This window comes from Streptococcus porcinus (assembly GCF_901542335.1).
GTDB classification, from domain to species: domain Bacteria; phylum Bacillota; class Bacilli; order Lactobacillales; family Streptococcaceae; genus Streptococcus; species Streptococcus porcinus_A.
Genome location: NZ_LR594036.1, coordinates 80,714 through 99,774 on the forward strand (window position 1 = coordinate 80,714; position 19,061 = coordinate 99,774).

13 protein-coding genes are annotated in these 19,061 nt (G+C 38.8%); 11 read left to right on the top strand and 2 right to left on the bottom strand.

The window, feature by feature from the left end; translation table 11 throughout:
• Positions 1-20 precede the first annotated feature (20 nt).
• The 5 genes from FGK96_RS00555 to FGK96_RS00575 all read left to right on the top strand — a co-directional run bounded on the left by FGK96_RS00555 (position 21) and on the right by FGK96_RS00575 (position 7,427).
• Positions 21-1,448, top strand: a complete 1,428-nt coding sequence (locus FGK96_RS00555) for a cytochrome ubiquinol oxidase subunit I (protein ID WP_093959138.1) — start codon at positions 21-23, stop codon at positions 1,446-1,448.
• The gene (cydB, locus tag FGK96_RS00560) at positions 1,448-2,467 is read left to right on the top strand and encodes a cytochrome d ubiquinol oxidase subunit II (protein WP_138080412.1); all 1,020 of its coding nucleotides are present in this window, start codon (positions 1,448-1,450) and stop codon (positions 2,465-2,467) included. Before FGK96_RS00555 ends, cydB begins: the two co-directional genes overlap by 1 nt.
• On the top strand, positions 2,467-4,185 hold the full coding sequence (gene cydD, locus FGK96_RS00565; RefSeq protein WP_138080414.1) for a thiol reductant ABC exporter subunit CydD: 1,719 nt from the start codon (positions 2,467-2,469) through the stop codon (positions 4,183-4,185). The genes cydB and cydD overlap by 1 nt, the downstream gene beginning before the upstream one ends.
• Positions 4,178-5,923 (top strand): thiol reductant ABC exporter subunit CydC, encoded by a 1,746-nt coding sequence (gene cydC, locus FGK96_RS00570; protein WP_138080416.1) that lies wholly within the window; start codon positions 4,178-4,180, stop codon positions 5,921-5,923. The genes cydD and cydC overlap by 8 nt, the downstream gene beginning before the upstream one ends.
• 158 nt (positions 5,924-6,081) lie before the next feature.
• Positions 6,082-7,427 (top strand): IS3 family transposase gene (locus FGK96_RS00575; RefSeq protein WP_420031098.1). Its coding sequence is split into 2 segments (ribosomal slippage): positions 6,082-6,523 and positions 6,523-7,427, totalling 1,347 coding nucleotides; the frame shifts between segments, so codons are not numbered across the junction.
• Between the two features lie 39 nt (positions 7,428-7,466).
• Here the strand turns inward: FGK96_RS00575 and FGK96_RS00580 are convergent.
• Complete coding sequence (locus tag FGK96_RS00580; protein WP_138080420.1) at positions 7,467-8,447, bottom strand: polyprenyl synthetase family protein; 981 nt, start codon at positions 8,445-8,447, stop codon at positions 7,467-7,469.
• A gap of 213 nt (positions 8,448-8,660) precedes the next feature.
• Between FGK96_RS00580 and ispE the strand changes: the two genes are divergently transcribed.
• Genes ispE through FGK96_RS00600 form a run of 4 tightly spaced genes read left to right on the top strand, consistent with a single transcriptional unit; the run spans position 8,661 to position 11,533 of the window.
• Complete coding sequence (gene ispE, locus FGK96_RS00585; RefSeq protein ID WP_138080422.1) at positions 8,661-9,512, top strand: 4-(cytidine 5'-diphospho)-2-C-methyl-D-erythritol kinase; 852 nt, start codon at positions 8,661-8,663, stop codon at positions 9,510-9,512.
• Positions 9,513-9,572: 60 nt separating this feature from the next.
• Positions 9,573-10,016 carry a zinc-dependent MarR family transcriptional regulator gene (locus FGK96_RS00590; RefSeq protein ID WP_138080424.1) on the top strand — a complete coding sequence of 148 codons (444 nt, stop codon included), beginning with the start codon at positions 9,573-9,575 and terminating at the stop codon, positions 10,014-10,016.
• A 4-nt stretch (positions 10,017-10,020) separates the two neighbouring features.
• Positions 10,021-10,728: a metal ABC transporter ATP-binding protein gene (locus FGK96_RS00595; RefSeq protein ID WP_003082953.1), complete on the top strand. Its 708-nt coding sequence runs from the start codon at positions 10,021-10,023 to the stop codon at positions 10,726-10,728.
• On the top strand, positions 10,721-11,533 hold the full coding sequence (locus FGK96_RS00600; protein ID WP_138080426.1) for a metal ABC transporter permease: 813 nt from the start codon (positions 10,721-10,723) through the stop codon (positions 11,531-11,533). Before FGK96_RS00595 ends, FGK96_RS00600 begins: the two co-directional genes overlap by 8 nt.
• A gap of 25 nt (positions 11,534-11,558) precedes the next feature.
• Here FGK96_RS00600 and tyrS read toward each other — a convergent pair whose 3' ends face one another.
• Entirely contained in the window at positions 11,559-12,821 is a 1,263-nt protein-coding gene (tyrS, locus tag FGK96_RS00605; protein WP_138080428.1) for a tyrosine--tRNA ligase, read from the bottom strand.
• A gap of 108 nt (positions 12,822-12,929) precedes the next feature.
• Between tyrS and pbp1b the strand changes: the two genes are divergently transcribed.
• Complete coding sequence (gene pbp1b / locus FGK96_RS00610) at positions 12,930-15,227, top strand: penicillin-binding protein PBP1B (protein WP_232045782.1); 2,298 nt, start codon at positions 12,930-12,932, stop codon at positions 15,225-15,227.
• A gap of 264 nt (positions 15,228-15,491) precedes the next feature.
• Positions 15,492-19,058, top strand: a complete 3,567-nt coding sequence (gene rpoB, locus FGK96_RS00615) for a DNA-directed RNA polymerase subunit beta (protein ID WP_138080432.1) — start codon at positions 15,492-15,494, stop codon at positions 19,056-19,058.
• Positions 19,059-19,061 lie beyond the last annotated feature (3 nt).

The following is a 19,061-nucleotide window of genomic DNA, read 5'->3' on the forward strand; positions in this document are numbered from 1 at the left end:
CACAAATCGGAGGAAGATTTATGACTATTGAAACACTAGCACGATTTCAATTTGCAATGACAACAGTATTCCACTTTTTCTTTGTGCCTTTCACAATTGGAACCTGTTTTGTTGTAGCCATTATGGAAACTTGTTATGTGGTCACCAAAAAAGAAGAATACAAAAAAATGACAAAATTCTGGGGTAATATCATGCTCCTCAGTTTTGCGGTAGGAGTTGTTACCGGTATTATCCAAGAATTTCAATTTGGGATGAACTGGTCTGATTACTCACGTTTTGTTGGTGATATTTTTGGGGCCCCACTCGCAATTGAAGCCTTATTAGCCTTCTTTATGGAATCAACATTCCTAGGCCTTTGGATGTTTACTTGGGATAATCCAAAGATTGGTAAGAAACTTCATCTTAGCTTTATTTGGTTGGTCGTTTTTGGCTCATTAATGTCAGCCATGTGGATTTTGATTGCTAATAGCTTCATGCAACATCCTGTTGGTTATGAAGTTGTTAATGGCAGAGCACAGATGACAGATTTCTTAGCTCTTATTAATAACCACCAGTTCCATTATGAATTTGGCCATGTCATTACTGGCGCCATCACTATGGGTGGTACTGTTATTGCTGGTATGGCAGCTTTCAAACTGCTGAAAAAAGAAACCTTAACTGAATCTGTTCAAAAAATATATAAAAAATCACTACGTTTAGGTTTGTTAGTCACTTTGCTAGGCTCTATCTCAGTAATGGGGATGGGGGATTTACAGATGAAAGCTTTGCTTAATGATCAACCTATGAAATTTGCTGCAATGGAGGGTGATTATGAAGATTCTGGGGATCCAGCTGCCTGGACCGTTCTTGCTTGGGCTAATGAAGCTAAAAAAGAACAAGTGTTTGGAGTGAAAATTCCTTATATGCTAAGTATTCTCTCTTATGGTAAACCTTCTGGTTCTGTCAAGGGAATGAATACGGCTAATAAAGAATTAGTTGCTAAGTATGGTCAAGATAATTATTTTCCAATGGTTAACTTGCTCTTTTACGGTTTCCGTACCATGGCTGCTTTTGGCACCTTAATGTTAGGTGTTTCGGCGCTAGGATTATTCTTAACGCGTCCAAAGAAACCAATTCTATATGAGAAGAAATGGATGCTTGTCATTGTTGCTTTGACCACAATTGCTCCCTTCTTGTCAAATACATTTGGTTGGATTATTACAGAGCAAGGGCGCTATCCTTGGACAGTTTATGGCTTGTTTAAAATCAAAGATAGTGTTTCTCCAAATGTCTCAGTTGCCTCTCTACTCTTCTCAAACACTGTTTATTTCTTGTTATTTAGTGCTTTAGGGGCTATGATGGTCTATCTTGTTATTCGTGAGTTGAACAAAGGACCTGAGCATGAGGAAGTTCTATTACAAAATTTAAAACAATCAAGCATTGACCCGTTTGAGAAAGGAGCATTCTAATGAGTGGATTACAATTTTTCTGGTTTTTCCTAATTGGTCTTCTCTTTTCCGGATTCTTTTTCTTAGAAGGTTTTGACTTCGGAGTTGGTATGGCAGTTCAAACCTTAGCTCATAACGAAGATGAAAAAGATCAAATTGTTTCAACAATTGGCCCTGTTTGGGACGGAAATGAAGTATGGCTCTTAACAGCTGGAGGTGCGATGTTTGCATCCTTCCCATACTGGTATGCATCTTTATTTAGTGGTTATTATTTAATCCTTTTGACAATATTGTTTGGTTTAATTATTCGTGGTGTCTCCTTTGAGTTCAGACACAATGTACCAGCCAAGCAAAAAAATATTTGGAATTGGACTCTAACAATTGGTTCAGCTCTAGTTCCTTTCTTTTTTGGATTGATGTTTGTTAGCCTTGTTCAAGGGATGCCTATAGACGCAAAAGCTAATATGACTGCTCGTTTTGGTGATTATTTCAATATCTTCTCTATTGTTGGAGGGGTAGCTATGTTGCTATTGACCTACCTACATGGTTTGAACTACATAGCATTGAAGACAGAGGGTCCTGTGAGAGACCGTGCAAATAACGTAGCGCAATTGCTTTATTGGGTACTATATCTAGGCTTAGTAGCTTTTGCACTCTTACTTTTCTTCCAAACAGATTTCTTTGCTAAACGCTTTGTGGCTACCTTACTATTGTTACTTGTAATCGTTGCGCTTTCTGTCTATGCTCATATGTCAGTCTTTAAAAAAGCAGAGATGTCAGCTTTTATTGCAAGTGGCTTGACGCTGGTGTCAGTTGTTGTGCTTTTGTTCCAAGGATTGTTCCCACGAGTTATGATTTCATCAATCTCTTCTAAATACGACTTGTTGATCGAAAATGCCTCTTCATCTCCTTATACCTTGAAGATTATGTCCATTGTTGCGGTTTCTTTAGTGCCATTTGTTTTGGCTTACACTGCTTGGGCTTACTACATTTTCAGAAAACGTATTACATTGCCAGTCATTGTTACGGGGGAAAAATAATGCTAGATAAAGCGGTTATGCGCTTGTCGGGTATTCATAAAATGTTAGGATTGCTTGCAGGATTAGATTTCCTACAGGCAATCTTTATTATAGGTCAAGCTTACTTTTTGAGTCAGGCCATTTCAGGTTTATGGCAAGGACAGTCTTTATCAAAACAGAGTTTAGCTATCTTATATTTTCTATTATGTTATCTGGCAAGACATCTTATTAATTTTATCAAGGATGAAGAACTAGATCGGTTTGCAGCAAAACATGCACAAGAATTGCGTAGCCAATTGCTGGGGAAACTCTTTTTGCTAGGTCCGCAAATTGTCCAAGAAGAAGGATCTGGGAATGTGATTACAATGGCCTTAGATGGAATAGCGTTAGTGGAGAATTACCTGCATCTAGTCTTGAATAAAATGATGAATTTGTCGGTGATTCCTTTTATAGTTTTAGCATTCATCTTTTATATGGACAGTGAGTCAGGCCTTATCTTACTCTTGGTTTATCCACTTATTATTATTTTTATGATTATCCTTGGCTTAGCAGCTAAAGCTCGTGCAGATAAACAATATGCCTCTTACCAAGTTTTATCTAATCATTTTTTAGATTCTTTAAGAGGGATTGATACCCTTCGATTTTTTGGACTTAGTAAACGTTATGCAAAGAGCATCTATCGAATCAGTGAGTCTTTCCGCAAAGCCACCATGTCCGCTTTACGAATTGGGATTTTATCAACGTTTGCTTTAGACTTTTTTACCACGCTATCTATTGCTATTGTGGCAGTAATGTTGGGATTGCGGTTAATTAATGAACAAATCCTACTATTTCCTGCTCTAACAGTCTTAATCTTAGCGCCAGAATATTTCATCCCTATTCGAGATTTTTCAAGTGATTATCATGCTACGCTAGATGGAAAGAATGCTTTTTCGGCTGTGCAGAGGATTCTCAACCGTCCAGAAAGCAAGCAAGAGCAACTCTTAATCAACGAATGGACTGATAAAAGTTGTTTGAGCCTTGATAATATCAAACTTTCTTATGATGGAAAGGACATTATGTCAATTCCTCATCTAGAACTTAGTGGCATAAAAAAAGTTGCCCTAGTTGGTATGAGTGGATCGGGTAAATCAACCTTAGTTAATCTTTTGAGTGGTTTTCTAGTTCCAGACAGTGGAAACTTCCAACTTGATAGGCAAAAGTTATTAAACTTAGACCAAGAAGCTTGGCGAAAACAATTAATTTACATTCCTCAGGCTCCTTATGTTTTTGAAATGAGCTTACGCGACAATATTACTTTTTACACGCCAGAAGCAAGCTTAGAAGATATTCAGGAAGCTATCAAAGTGGTGGGGCTAGAAGAATTAGTTGCAGAATTGCCAAAGGGACTTGATACTAGAATCGGGAATGGTGCTCGGCCTCTAAGCGGAGGTCAGGCTCAACGCATTGCCTTGGCGCGTGCTTTCCTAGATAAAGAACGCCGTGTTCTTTTATTTGATGAGCCGACAGCTCACTTAGACTTGGAAACTGAAATTGAGTTAAAAGCAAGGATGCTTCCTCTAATGGCTAATCGTTTAGTTATTTTTGCGACCCACCGCTTACACTGGCTTAAAGATATGGATCACATTATTGTGTTGGATCATGGACAGGTTGTAGAAGCTGGGTCTTATTCAGACTTGATAGCTAAAAAAGGCTACTTATATGATTTAAAAAATGCCATGGGAGGTCAGAATGCTTAAAATTCCCTTATTAAAAGCTTTTGAAAAGGACCAATGGGTTAAACCATATTTTAAACATTATTGGAAAGCTTTAGTTTTGGCCTTGATCTTAGGTTTCCTAACCTTCTTTTCGGCCTCTGCTTTAATGTTTAATTCTGGATTTTTGATTAGTAAATCGGCCTCTTTGCCAAGCAATATTCTTTTGGTTTATATTCCAATCGTTCTAACCCGTGCCTTTGGTATCGGACGCCCGGTTTTTCGCTACTTGGAACGCCTTACTAGTCATAACTGGGTTTTGAAGATGACTTCAAAATTACGGCTAAAACTCTATAACAGACTAGAAGAAGATGCTATTTTTCTCAAACGTAATCACCGTCTTGGGGATATTATGGGGCTTTTAGCTGAGGATATTAATCATATTCAAAATCTCTATTTAAGGACTATTTTCCCGACTATTATTGCTTGGGTGCTTTATAGTTTTGTTGTTTTAGCTGTTGGTTATTTTTCGTGGTGGTTTGCTCTTGTCCTCTTCTTCTATTTAGGGCTGTTGGTGGTAGTCTTTCCCTTATGGTCTGTTCTAGTCAATGGTGCTCGGCAAGAGCAAGAAAAGGTTCTTAAAAACCGCTTGTATACGGATTTAACGGATAATGTTTTAGGGATCTCAGATTGGATTTTTAGTCAGCGAGGGCATGCCTATGTCCAGCTACATGAACAATCTGAAGCGGAACTTGCGCAAGTGCAGGCTGATATGCGACGTTTTAACAATCGGCGTAGCCTGCTATTTGAGATGGCTTTTGGACTACTTGCGGTCCTTGTCTTGGTTTGGGCTAGTTATCAGTTTTCGGGAACTCGTGGTGGAGCAGCTAACTGGATTGCGGCCTTTGTTCTTTCTGTATTTCCTTTAGCTGAGGCTTTTGCTGGTCTATCAAGCGCAGCTCAGGAAACGAATGTTTATGCAGACTCTATAAAAGGTTTGAATGACTTGCCTGCTGCCGGAACTTTCGCTGAGAGTCAAATCATACCTAAGGAACCCTTCACTATTCAGGTCAATAAGGTCAGCTTTACCTATGATGGACAATCGAAAAAAGTATTAGATACTATTGATTTGACCATTGAGCAAGGACAAAAATTAGCCATTTTAGGTCAAAGCGGTTCTGGTAAAAGTACATTAGCAACCCTTCTTAGAGGAGATTTACAGCCAAGTCAAGGTCAAATTTTTCTTGGCGGAGTGAATGTTTGTGACTTGAGTGATTCCATTGCTGACTACATCGGGGTTATTCAACAGGCTCCCTATCTCTTTAATACCAGTCTGATTAATAATATTCGTCTGGGGAATGAAGCGGCGACTGAACAAGATGTTTGGCGCGTGCTTGAACAAGTTGGTTTGAAAGATATGGTATCAGCTCTACCTAAGGGCTTGGCGACGATGGTTGATGAGGCAGGACTACGCTTCTCAGGTGGCGAACGCCATCGCTTAGCATTAGCCAGGATTCTTTTGCAAGATACCCCAATTGTTCTTTTGGACGAACCAACAGTAGGATTAGATCCTATTACCGAAAAAACGTTATTAGATACCTTTATGAAACTCCTCAAGGGAAAAACTATTATCTGGATTACGCATCATCTAAAAGGGATTGAAAATGCAGATCAGGTTATTTTTATTGAAAACGGACAAATCGAAATGTCTGGCTCCCCAGCTTATTTGGCTGAAACAAGCCGCCGCTTCCGTCATCTAAAAGCTATTGACGACGGCGAATAGATGTTCGTTAGAAAAAGTTGAGTAATCATTCTAAATTTCATGCAGGTTATTAGGTGCCACTGTTGGCTGACGCTAGCAGAACTAGAAACAAAAAAATCTGAGGATTGTACTGCACCCCAAAAGTTGGACAAAAAATCTAACATTTGGGGTGTTTTTGTATGAAATTAAGTTATGAAGATAAATTAGAAATTTATCGTTTAAAGAAGTCAGGTGTTTCCTGGACTCAATTAGAGATTCAATTTGGAGTAACCCGCTGCAACTTAAAATATACCATTCGACTGATGGATCGTTATGGAGTTGAGATCGTTAAGAAGCAAAAGTACCAAGCTTATTCACCTGAAATGAAGCAAGAAATGATTAATAAAGTCTTGAAAGATGGGCAATCCTTAATGTCAGTTTCTCTAGATTACGCCTTCCCAAATCCAGGAACTCTTGCCAATTGGATAGCGCAATACAAGAAAAATGGTTATACTATTGTTGAGACAACAAAAGGGAGACCAGCAAAAATGGGACGTAAACCAAAGAAAACTTGGGAAGAAATGACTGAATTAGAGCGCCTTCAGGAAGAGAACGAATATCTCAGAACGGAGAACGCCTTCCTAAAAAAGTTAAAAGAGTTAGAAGAACGGGACGAAGCTATCGAGAAAGAACGACAGAAATCATTAAAGAAATGGTTGATGGAGGATTTAGATTAGGTTTACTTCTAAGAGCAGCTCAATTAGCTCGTTCAACCTATTACTATCATCTTAAGCAACTAGAACAAGATGATTTAGACAAGTCCATTAAAAACCAAATTCAAGAAGTCTATCAGAAACATAAAGGTAACTATGGCTATCGTCGAATCACTTTGGAACTGCGTAACAGAGGTTTTATCATCAACCACAAAAGAGTTCAGCGCTTGATGAAAGAACTAGGTTTGGCAGCGAGAATACGTCGCAAAAGACGCTATTCATCTTATAAGGGTGAGGTTGGAAAGAAAGCAGATAACCTTATTCAACGCCATTTTGAAGCCTCTAAACCTTTTGAGAAGTGTTACACCGATGTGACTGAATTTGCTTTACCTGAGGGAAAACTCTATTTATCACCAGTTCTTGATGGTTATAATAGCGAGATAATAAACTATACCATTTCACGTTCTCCTAACTTAAACCAAATTAAAACGATGCTAGAAAAGACATTTCCAGATAAATACTATAACGGAACTATTTTACATAGTGATCAAGGCTGGCAGTATCAGCACAACTATTATCATCACTTTTTAAACTCTAAAGGTATCCGTCCATCTATGTCACGTAAAGGAAACAGCCCTGACAATGGGATAATGGAATCCTTCTTTGGCATATTAAAGTCAGAAATGTTCTATGGCTATGAGAGCTACTATAAATCTCTGGGAGATTTAGAAAAAGCTATTAAAAAATATATTGATTATTACAACAATAAACGGATCAAAGTAAAACTAAAAGGACTTAGTCCCGTACAATACAGAACTAAATCCTTTGCTTAAAATATAATGTCTAACTTTTGGGGGTCAGTACAGATTTCCTCAGATTTTTCGTTTTAAAAGATGATTGGTAAGTTGTAACAATTGCTTTTGTGCCTTGATTTTTGGGAGTGCTTTGATATCATCGATGGCTTTTTGAGTGTATTGACGCGCTAGCTCTTGGGCTTTTTCGACACCATGATTTTCAAGGACTAACTGCGCAATCGTTCTTAATTCTTCAGCAGTGAGCTGGTCTTTTTTATCTAATAGCTCTTTAAAGGCATTAGGATTATTTTTGATGGCAAATAAGAGTGGCAGGCTATAGACGCCATTGGTGATGTCTTCTAAAATAGGTTTATTGAAATCTTTTTCTTTAGCGGTGTAATCTAAAATATCATCTAATATTTGGAAAGTCATCCCAATGTGATAACCAATTCTACCCGCTTTGCTAACCACATCTGGACTGGCTCCGCCGAAATAGGCACCTTCTAAGCTCGCTAGTCTAAAGAGCTCTGCTGTTTTCCCAGAAATGGAACGTAGGTAATCCCGGATTGACTGATTTTGGTTAAAATAAAGATGCATCTGATCAAGTTCGCCAATGAGAATTTTTTTCATGGCTTTAGCGTTGATACTCATATAAGGGCTATCTTGCATCGTTTCAAGGATGAGTTCAAAGAAGATGGTAAATAGAAAGTCTCCGGTGTAGACGGCAATGTCTTTGCCAAACTGAGTTTGGACAGTTATTTGGCCACGGCGTAGGGGAGAATCGTCAATGACATCGTCATGAATCAGGGTGGCCATGTGAAGAATTTCCAAAGAGGCTGCAATTTTAGTCAATTGTTCAGAATTCTGTTTTTCTTTCTGGCCAAAGCTGGTAAATAAAAAGAAAAAGGCTGGACGTAGGTATTTCCCTCCTGCTTGTGCTAGCTGAATAATGGCTTCTTGTATATCAGTGTTACGGACCTGTACGCGCTTTTCGATGAGCTGGCAGACTAGTTTGATGTGTTGATCGATTTCCGGATATTTGCTCCAGTAACTTGGCATTTAGCTTCTCCTTGGATACTATTACGTTACTATTTTACCGTAATTAGGCAGTGATTGCTAGGATTATCTTCTCAGCTAAAGAAGTCCTACAAGTGCTTATTTGCAGAGGACCTCTAAACTTGTCATCGCTTCTTAAGTATGATAAGATTGATTTGAATTTTTCTTAAAATGTATGTCCATTTTAAGGTGGATTGAGGAGAAGAGAGGTGACAGATGGATTCTATTATTGAAAGAGCTCCGGCTAAAATCAATTTAGGATTAGATATTCAAGGAAAACGTGAAGACGGCTACCACGATTTAGAAATGGTCATGGTTTCGGTTGATTTATGTGATTATATTAGTGTGTCTGCCCTTGAAGAAGATTGTATTCAAGTGGCTTCTGACTGTCCTAAGATGCCCGTCAATGCAAAGAACGATGTTTTTAAAGCGGCTCGTCTGATCAAGGAAAACTATCAGATTAAATCGGGGGTTTCGATTTTTCTGACCAAGAAAATTCCTGTTTGTGCTGGAATGGGAGGTGGCTCAAGTGATGCCGCAGCGACCATTCGTGCTTTGAATCAATTATGGGAGTTAAACATGTCTGTGTCGGAGATGATACAGTTAGGAATAGAAATTGGGAGTGATGTTCCTTATTGTATTGAAGCAGGCTGCTCACGGATTTCTGGTAAAGGGGAAATTGTTCAACCAATTGACGGACAACTCTCATCTTGGGTGGTTTTGGTAAAGCCAGATTTTGGTATTTCCACGCGGACAGTTTTTCCAAATGTTGATCCTGAAAATATTTCTCGGGTTAACATTGATACAATTGTTGAAACCATTGAAAGTAATGACTATCAAGCAATGACTGCAGCTATGGGAAACGCTTTGGAGGATGTTTCGATTGCTCGTAAGCCATTTATTCAAAAAATCAAAGATAAGATGGTAAGCAGTGGTGCTGATGTCGCTTTGATGACGGGAAGTGGGCCGTCAGTTTTCGCCCTTTGTCAGTCGGAAAAGCAAGCCAACCGTGTGGTTAATAGCTTAAAAGGTTTTTGCAAAGAGGTTTATAAAGTAAGAACGTTGTAGAGGTTTGATTCTTGACAGGGTTTTTGTTATAATTAACTGGTTAATAAAAAGAGGAATAGTATGGGAACATTAGAAAAAAAGATTGATACCTTAGTAAATCAGATTTTATTAAAAGCTGAAAATCAGCATGAATTGTTATTTGGCGCTTGTCAAAGCGACGTCAAGTTAACTAACACTCAGGAGCATATTTTGATGCTCTTATCACAAGATAAATTAACTAATACTGAGTTAGCTAAAATATTAAATATTAGTCAAGCAGCAGTAACAAAAGCTATTAAGGGCCTTATCAATCAAGGAATGCTAGCGACTACAAAAGATGCCGTTGATGCGCGTGTGACTTATTTTGAATTAACTCCTCTAGCAAAACCAATTGCCGAGGAACATACTCATCATCACGATGAGACTTTAAATGTCTATACCCGTTTATTGGGTCATTTTTCTGAGCAAGAAACTAAAGTTATTGAAAAGTTCCTGACAGTATTCTCAGATGAGTTAGAAAGGTAATGAATTGAGATACTTAACCGTTGAAAACCTATCCTTCCAGTATGAAGCAGAGACTGTTTTAGAAGGTGTTAACTATCATTTGGATAGTGGCGAATTTGTCACCTTGACGGGTGAAAATGGGGCTGCTAAGTCCACCTTAGTTAAGGCGACGCTGGGGATTTTGAAACCTCAAGTGGGGCAAGTTATTTTTGCTAAAAAAAATGAGCAAGGAAAAAAACTAAGAATTGCTTACTTACCGCAACAAGTAGCCAGTTTTAATGCTGGCTTTCCGTCAACGGTTTATGAATTTGTCAAATCAGGTCGCTTTCCTAGACGAGGTTGGTTTCGTCCTTTAACGAAACATGATGAAGAGCACATTCAAGCCAGTTTAGAATCTGTCGGCATGTGGGAAAGTCGTCAGGAGCGAATTGGGAGTCTATCTGGTGGGCAAAAACAAAGAGTAGTTATCGCTCGTATGTTTGCTTCTGACCCAGATATCTTTGTTTTGGATGAGCCAACCACTGGCATGGACAGTGGAACCACAGAGACCTTTTACCAGTTGATGAACCATAGTGCCCATAAACATGGTAAAGCAGTGTTGATGATTACTCACGATCCGGAAGATGTAAAGGATTATGCCGATCGCAATATTCATTTGGTGCGTAATGAAAGTCTACCTTGGCGTTGTTTCAATGTTCATAGTGACCAACCTGAGGAGGTAGACAATGCTTGATATTCTCAATTATGATTTCATGCAACGTGCAATTTTGGCGGTTATCGCTATTAGTATATTTGCACCAATTTTAGGTATCTTTTTAATTCTCCGTCGCCAAAGTCTAATGAGTGATACTCTGAGTCACGTTTCGCTGGCAGGTGTGGCGTTCGGTGTAGTATTAGGGATTAATCCTACTTGGACGACTGTCATCGTTGTCGGGATTGCTGCTATCTTGCTAGAATATCTGAGGGTGGTGTACAAACACTACATGGAAATATCAACTGCTATTTTGATGTCCTTGGGATTAGCAGTCTCCTTGGTTATCATGAGTAAGTCGGCTGGTAATTCTAATGTTAGTCTGGAACAATATCTCTTTGGTTCGATTATAACTATTGGTATGGAACAAGTCATTGCTCTCTTTGTGATTGCAAGTATTATTTTGATTTTGACCTTGTTCTTCATTAGACCTATGTATATTTTGACTTTTGATGAGGATACAGCCTATGTTGATGGTTTGCCTGTTAGACTGATGTCCGTTCTCTTTAATATTGTAACGGGGATTGCTATCGCTTTAACTATTCCTGCTGCTGGTGCTTTGCTGGTATCAACAATTATGGTTTTGCCAGCAAGTATTGCTATGCGCATTGGGAAGAATTTCAAGACTGTCATATTTTGGGGGATTTTAATAGGATTTGTGGGTATGCTTTCTGGTATTTTCTTATCATATTTTTGGGAAACGCCAGCTAGTGCAACCATTACTTTAATATTTATCTCTATCTTTATAGTGGTCAATCTTGTTACAGTAATTGCCCATCGACGTTAAAAAGCTCAGGCCTAGGCCTGAGCTTTTAGTTTGTAAATGTGAGAACGAAATATTTTTTCTTACCACGGCGGATAGCAGTTAATTGCCCATCAATTTTATCAGCGTCACTTAAAACATAATTTAAATCCGAAACCCGTTCGCCATTGATATAGATAGCTCCGTTTTGGATATCTTCACGTGCCTGACGTTTAGATGGTGATATTTTAGAGGATACTAAAATGTCAACAATATTGAGGTTGTCATCAGTTTGAACAGCATAGTTAGGAACATTGCTTAAACCTTGTCTTAATTCTTTAGCAGATAGTTGTTTGATATTACCAGCAAATAACTGTTCGGTAATATTAACGGCTTGCTTGTAGGCTTCTTCTCCATGGACAAGAGTAACAACTTCACGTGCCAATGTTTTTTGAGCTAAACGTTCGTGGCGAGCGGCATTGAATGCTTCTTCAATTTCTGCAATCTCCTGAAGTGATAAGAAGGTAAAGATTTTTAAGAAACGAACGGCATCGTCGTCCATAACATTTAACCAAAATTGGTACATTTCATAAGGTGAAGTCTTGTTAGCGTCTAACCAGACAGCATTGCCTTCTGATTTACCAAATTTCTTACCACTAGCATCAGTGATGAGAGGGACTGTCATCACATGGCCTATTTTGTCTGATTTGCGACGTAATAGTTCAGTGCCAGCAGTCATATTTCCCCACTGGTCAGAACCTCCAATCTGCAAGGTAACATTGTGCTTGTCATTGAGTTCGTAAAAATCATATCCTTGCATGATTTGGTAAGCAAATTCAGTATAGGAAATACCCGTTTCAATTCGTTTTTTGACAGATTCTTTACTCATCATGTAATTTACTGTGAAATATTTACCAACATCTCTTAGAAAATCAATGAAAGAAATTTGTGAGAACCAGTCGTAATTATTAACAAGTTCTGCTTTGTTTTCGCCATTTTCAAAATCAAGGAATTGGGACAATTGGCCTTTAATTTTAGCGCTCCACTCCAAGACAGTTTCCTTGGTTTGCAGGCTCCGCTCGGCATCTTTGAAGGAAGGATCGCCGATTAAGCCGGTTGCACCACCAACTAATGCGTAAGGTTTATGTCCTGCTAATTGCAAGCGACGAGAGGTTAAGATGGCCACTAAGTGTCCTAGATGCAGACTATCTGCTGTCGGATCATAGCCAGTATAATAGGATACTTGCCCTTCTGTTAGTGCTTTGACAAGGGCTTCTTCATCGGTCGTTTGAAAGACCAAGCCACGAGCTTTGAGTTCTTCAAAAATATTCATAGGCTTTCTCCGTTTTCTATTTAGTTTTACGAATCATTATATCAAAAATAGTTGGCGCTGTGCAAGCTTAATCAAAGTTTGGTATAATAGGTATTGAGGTATTTTATATTGAAAGATAAAAAACAGATAAAAGAGAAGGAAGAACACCAATTAGGTTTCCGTGATTTTGGAGCCATTGCTCTTCGAACAGTAAAATTAGTATCTAATTTTTTCTATATTAGCATTTTTTTAATAGCGATGTTGGGCGTTGGGATTGCTTTTGGCTATTTAGCCAGCCAAATTGATGCTGTCAAAGTTCCTAGTAAGGACAGTTTGGTTAAACAGGTAAAAACCATTACTCGAATTTCACAGCTTAATTATTCAGATAATAGTATAATTTCAACAATTGACACGGATCTTTTGCGGACACCAGTAGCCAATAAAGATATTTCTGATAATGTTAAAAATGCTATTATTTCAACAGAGGATGAAAATTTTAAGGAGCACAAAGGGGTCGTACCTAAAGCTGTTTTTCGTGCAACTTTGACGTCTATCTTAGGCCTTGGTGAATCTAGTGGTGGATCAACTTTAACTCAACAGCTAGTCAAACAACAAGTCCTTGGAGACGATCCAACTTTCAAGCGTAAGTCAAGAGAGATTATCTATGCTTTAGCTCTAGAACGCTATGTCTCTAAAGATGACATCTTATCATACTATTTAAATGTGTCACCTTTTGGTCGCAATAATAAAGGACAAAATATTGCTGGTATTGAGGAAGCAGCCAGAGGTATTTTTGGTGTGTCAGCTAGGGATTTAACCATTCCACAAGCGGCCTTTTTAGCGGGTCTTCCTCAAAGTCCCATCGTTTATTCGCCTTACATGTCATCTGGTCAACTAAAATCAGCTGCGGACATGCAACTTGGTATTAAACGTCAGCAAAGTGTTCTGTATAATATGTATCGTACAGGTAAGCTCAGTAAGAAGGATTATGATTCCTATAAATCTTATGATATCAGTAAGGACTTTATAAAACCCGAAAATGTAACAGTAAATAAACATGATTTCCTCTATTATGCGGTCCTTGGGGAAGCTAAAAAAGCAATGTTCTCCTACTTAATTAAGAGAGATAATATTTCAGAACATGACCTTAAAAATGATGAAACAAGGGCGTCTTATGAAGCTCTAGCCTCACAGGAATTACAGCAAGGCGGCTATACAGTTAAAACAACTATTAATAAAAAAGTCTACAACGTGATGCAGGATGCTGCTAACCGTTATGCGGGTCTGTTAGATGATGGTACAGGAGTGGTCCAGATGGGCAATGTTCTGACTGATAATTCCACGGGTGCTATTATTGGCTTTATTGGAGGGCGTGATTATAATCTTAATCAAAATAACCATGCTTTTGATACAGCTAGATCTCCTGGGTCAAGTATCAAGCCTGTTATTGCCTACGGACCTGCCATTGATCAGGGCTTGATGGGCAGTGCCAGTGTCCTATCTAATTATCCAACAACCTATTCAAGTGGGCAAAAAATTATGCATGTGGATAGTGAAGGAACGGCCATGATGTCATTGCAAGAAGCTTTGAACACTTCTTGGAATATCCCAGCTTTTTGGACTCAAAAATTACTTCGTGAAAAGGGCGTGGATGTTGAGGGTTATCTGTCGAAGATGGGCTACCGTATTAATGACTATTCCATTGAAAGTTTACCTTTAGGTGGAGGGATTGATGTCTCTGTGGCGACTCAAACCAATGCTTATCAAATGATTGCTAACAATGGCAATTATCAAAAGCAATACATGGTTGATAAGATAACCGCTAGTGACGGGACTGTAGTATACAAACATGAAAATAAACCTCAACGTATTTTCTCCGCCCCGACAGCGACAATCCTTCAAAATCTCCTACGTGGGCCAATCGATTCAGGAAATACAACAACCTTTAAGTCGCACTTGAATGCTTTAAACCCATCCTTGGCGAAAGCTGATTGGATTGGAAAAACTGGGACGACCGAGAATTATTCAGATGTTTGGTTGATGCTAGCAACCCCGAAAGTAACATTGGGTGGCTGGGCTGGTCACGATAACAATAACTCACTGGCACCCATGTCTGGCTATAATAATAATTCCAATTATATGGCTAATCTTGTTAATGCTATTTATAATGCTGATCCCAATATTTTTGGAATCGGAGATCGCTTTAATTTGGATAAAGGAGTTATTAAATCAACAGTTCTTAAACAGACTGGACTCCAACCAGGGGTGGTAACTGTTAATGGGCGGAAGATTAGCATTAGCGGTGAAACAACTACAAGCTATTGGGCTAAGAATGGTGCCGGACCGATGACTTATAAATATGCTATAGGTGGAACTGATGGCGATTATCAAAAGGCTTGGTCAGCTTTTGATATAAGAAAAAGATAACTTGATTTTTGATGACAAATAGTGTAAAATATTAGATAGCTATTTGTCGTCCAATCTAGTTGAAATATTGTCCAACTAGGAAGTACAGCAGTTAAATCAAACTGATTCAGTCAGATTTAGCTGCTCTTTTTGTGCCTATTTTTGGGGAAATATAGATTTGTTACCTATATTTAAATATTCTAAAAATTCACACTTAGGGCAAATGATGGAATAGACCTATTTGCTTATCCAAGCAAATGTTAAAAAGAAAAAGGAGCTAAAAACTTGGCAGGACATGAAGTTCGATACGGAAAACACCGTACACGTCGTAGCTTTTCAAGAATCAAAGAAGTTCTTGATTTACCAAATTTAATTGAAATTCAAACTGACTCATTCCAAGATTTCTTAGATACTGGCTTGAAGGAAGTTTTTGAAGATGTACTTCCAATTTCAAACTTTACAGATACTATGGAACTTGAATTTGTAGGTTATGAATTCAAAGAACCAAAATACACTTTGGAAGAAGCTCGTATCCATGATGCAAGCTATTCTGCCCCAATCTTTGTTACTTTTAGACTGGTTAATAAAGAGACTGGTGAAATCAAAACACAAGAAGTTTTCTTTGGTGATTTCCCGATTATGACTGAAATGGGTACCTTTATCATCAATGGTGGTGAACGTATTATCGTTTCTCAGTTGGTTCGATCTCCAGGTGTATACTTTAATGATAAAGTGGATAAAAACGGTAAAATTGGTTACGGTTCAACTGTTATTCCAAACCGTGGTGCATGGTTAGAGTTAGAGACAGATGCTAAAGACATCGCTTATACACGTATTGACCGTACTCGTAAAATTCCATTTACAACTTTAGTGCGCGCCTTAGGTTTCTCTGGTGACGATGAAATTATTGATATTTTTGGTGAAAGTGATCTCGTTCGTAACACCATTGAAAAAGATATTCATAAAAACCCAAGTGATTCACGTACTGATGAAGCACTTAAAGAAATATATGAACGTTTAAGACCAGGTGAACCTAAAACAGCTGATAGCTCTCGTAGCTTGTTGATAGCTCGCTTCTTTGATGCTCGTCGCTATGATTTAGCTGCCGTAGGTCGTTACAAAATTAATAAAAAGTTAAATATTAAGACCCGTCTTTTGAATCAAGTTATCGCAGAAAACCTTGTTGACAGTGAAACTGGTGAAATCTTGGTTGAAGCTGGTACTGAAATGACACGTGATGTTATCGAATCAATTGAAGAGCATCTTGATGGTGATTTAAATAAATTTGTATACACACCAAATGACTATGCTGTTGTCACTGAGCCAGTTATTCTTCAAAAATTCAAAGTTGTGTCACCTCTTGATCCAGACAAGGTCGTTACTATTGTTGGTAACGCAAGCCCTGATGATCGTGTACGTGCCTTAACACCGGCAGATATCTTAGCGGAAATGTCATATTTCTTAAATCTTTCTGAAGGTATCGGCAAAGTTGATGACATTGACCATTTAGGGAACCGTCGTATTCGTGCAGTTGGAGAATTGTTGGCAAATCAATTCCGTATCGGGCTAGCACGTATGGAACGTAATGTCCGCGAGAGAATGTCTGTTCAAGATAATGACGTTTTAACGCCGCAACAAATCATTAACATCCGTCCAGTTACTGCGGCAGTAAAAGAGTTCTTTGGTTCATCTCAATTATCACAATTCATGGACCAACATAACCCCCTTTCAGAATTATCACATAAACGTCGTCTTTCAGCCTTAGGACCTGGCGGTTTGACACGTGACCGCGCTGGCTACGAAGTTCGTGACGTGCATTATACTCACTATGGCCGCATGTGTCCGATTGAAACACCTGAAGGACCAAACATTGGTTTGATTAATAACTTGTCTTCATTTGGACATTTAAATAAATATGGTTTTATTCAAACACCTTACCGTAAAGTAGACCGTGCTAAAGGTGTTGTTACTAATGAAATCGTATGGTTAACTGCGGATGAAGAAGATGAATACACAGTTGCACAGGCTAATTCTAAATTAAATGAAGATGGCACTTTTGCTGAAGAAATTGTTATGGGTCGTCATCAAGGTAATAACCAAGAATTTGCTGCAAGTACAGTTGATTTTGTAGATGTATCACCAAAACAAGTAGTTGCCGTTGCGACAGCATGTATTCCTTTCTTAGAAAACGATGACTCCAACCGTGCCTTAATGGGAGCTAACATGCAACGTCAGGCTGTGCCATTGATTGATCCTAAAGCACCATTTGTTGGTACTGGTATGGAATATCAGGCAGCACACGACTCAGGAGCTGCTGTTATTGCTCAGCATGATGGTAAAGTTGTCTTCTCTGATGCTGAAAAAGTTGAAGTTCGTCGTGAAGATGGCTCTCTAGATGTTTACCATATCACTAAATTCCGCCGTTCAAACTCTGGTACAGCTTATAACCAACGCACACTTGTTAAAGTTGGCGACATCATTGAAAAAGGTGACTTCATCGCTGATGGACCATCTATGGAAAATGGTGAGATGGCCCTTGGACAAAACCCAGTCGTAGCTTACATGACATGGGAAGGTTACAACTTCGAGGATGCTGTTATCATGAGTGAACGTCTCGTTAAAGAAGATGTTTATACATCTGTTCACTTAGAAGAATTTGAATCAGAAACACGTGATACAAAGCTTGGACCTGAAGAAATTACTCGTGAAGTACCAAATGTTGGTGAAGAGGCCCTTAAAGATTTAGATGAGATGGGTATCATCCGTATTGGTGCTGAAGTTAAAGAAGGCGATATCCTCGTAGGTAAAGTAACACCTAAAGGTGAAAAAGATCTTTCTGCAGAAGAGCGTCTTCTTCACGCCATTTTTGGAGATAAATCACGTGAAGTTCGTGATACATCACTTCGTGTACCGCACGGTGGTGACGGTATTGTCCGTGATGTTAAAATCTTTACTCGCGCTAATGGTGATGAATTACAATCAGGCGTTAATATGCTTGTGCGTGTCTACATCGCCCAAAAACGTAAAATCAAGGTTGGAGATAAGATGGCCGGCCGTCACGGAAACAAAGGTGTTGTTTCTCGTATCGTTCCTGTTGAGGACATGCCATACTTACCAGATGGAACACCGGTTGATATCATGTTGAATCCACTTGGGGTACCATCACGTATGAATATCGGTCAGGTTATGGAACTTCATTTAGGTATGGCGGCTCGTAACCTTGGTATTCATATTGCGACACCAGTATTTGATGGTGCAAGTGCTGAAGACCTTTGGGAAACAGTTGCAGAAGCTGGAATGGATTCAGATGCCAAAACGGTCCTTTATGATGGTCGTACAGGTGAGCCATTTGATAACCGTGTTTCTGTCGGTGTCATGTACATGATTAAGCTTCACCACATGGTTGATGATAAACTTCATGCACGTTCAGTTGGACCTTATTCACTTGTAACGCAACAACCTCTTGGTGGTAAAGCACAATTTGGTGGACAACGTTTCGGTGAGATGGAGGTTTGGGCCCTTGAAGCTTATGGGGCATCAAATGTACTTCAAGAAATCTTGACCTATAAGTCAGATGACGTTACTGGACGTTTGAAAGCTTATGAAGCAATCACTAAAGGAAAACCAATTCCAAAACCTGGTGTTCCAGAATCTTTCCGCGTGCTTGTGAAAGAATTACAATCACTCGGTCTTGATATGCGTGTGCTTGATGAAGATGACAACGAAGTTGAACTACGTGATCTTGATGAAGGTGAAGATGACGATGTTATGCACGTTGACGATCTTGAGAAAGCGCGTGAAAAACAAGTACAAGAAACATCCGTAGTTTCTGAACAAAGTGATGAAAACTAAATT

Excerpts from the sequence above, each read along its gene's own strand:
- FGK96_RS00555 (WP_093959138.1), top strand. The coding sequence starts at position 21 with ATGACTATTGAAACACTAGCACGATTTCAATTTGCAATGACAACAGTA.
- tyrS (WP_138080428.1), bottom strand. The coding sequence starts at position 12,821 with ATGAATATTTTTGAAGAACTCAAAGCTCGTGGCTTGGTCTTTCAAACG.
- FGK96_RS00590 (WP_138080424.1), top strand. The coding sequence starts at position 9,573 with ATGGGAACATTAGAAAAAAAGATTGATACCTTAGTAAATCAGATTTTA.
- FGK96_RS00600 (WP_138080426.1), top strand. The coding sequence starts at position 10,721 with ATGCTTGATATTCTCAATTATGATTTCATGCAACGTGCAATTTTGGCG.
- cydB (WP_138080412.1), top strand. The coding sequence starts at position 1,448 with ATGAGTGGATTACAATTTTTCTGGTTTTTCCTAATTGGTCTTCTCTTT.
- ispE (WP_138080422.1), top strand. The coding sequence starts at position 8,661 with ATGGATTCTATTATTGAAAGAGCTCCGGCTAAAATCAATTTAGGATTA.
- FGK96_RS00580 (WP_138080420.1), bottom strand. The coding sequence starts at position 8,447 with ATGCCAAGTTACTGGAGCAAATATCCGGAAATCGATCAACACATCAAA.
- cydD (WP_138080414.1), top strand. The coding sequence starts at position 2,467 with ATGCTAGATAAAGCGGTTATGCGCTTGTCGGGTATTCATAAAATGTTA.
- cydC (WP_138080416.1), top strand. The coding sequence starts at position 4,178 with ATGCTTAAAATTCCCTTATTAAAAGCTTTTGAAAAGGACCAATGGGTT.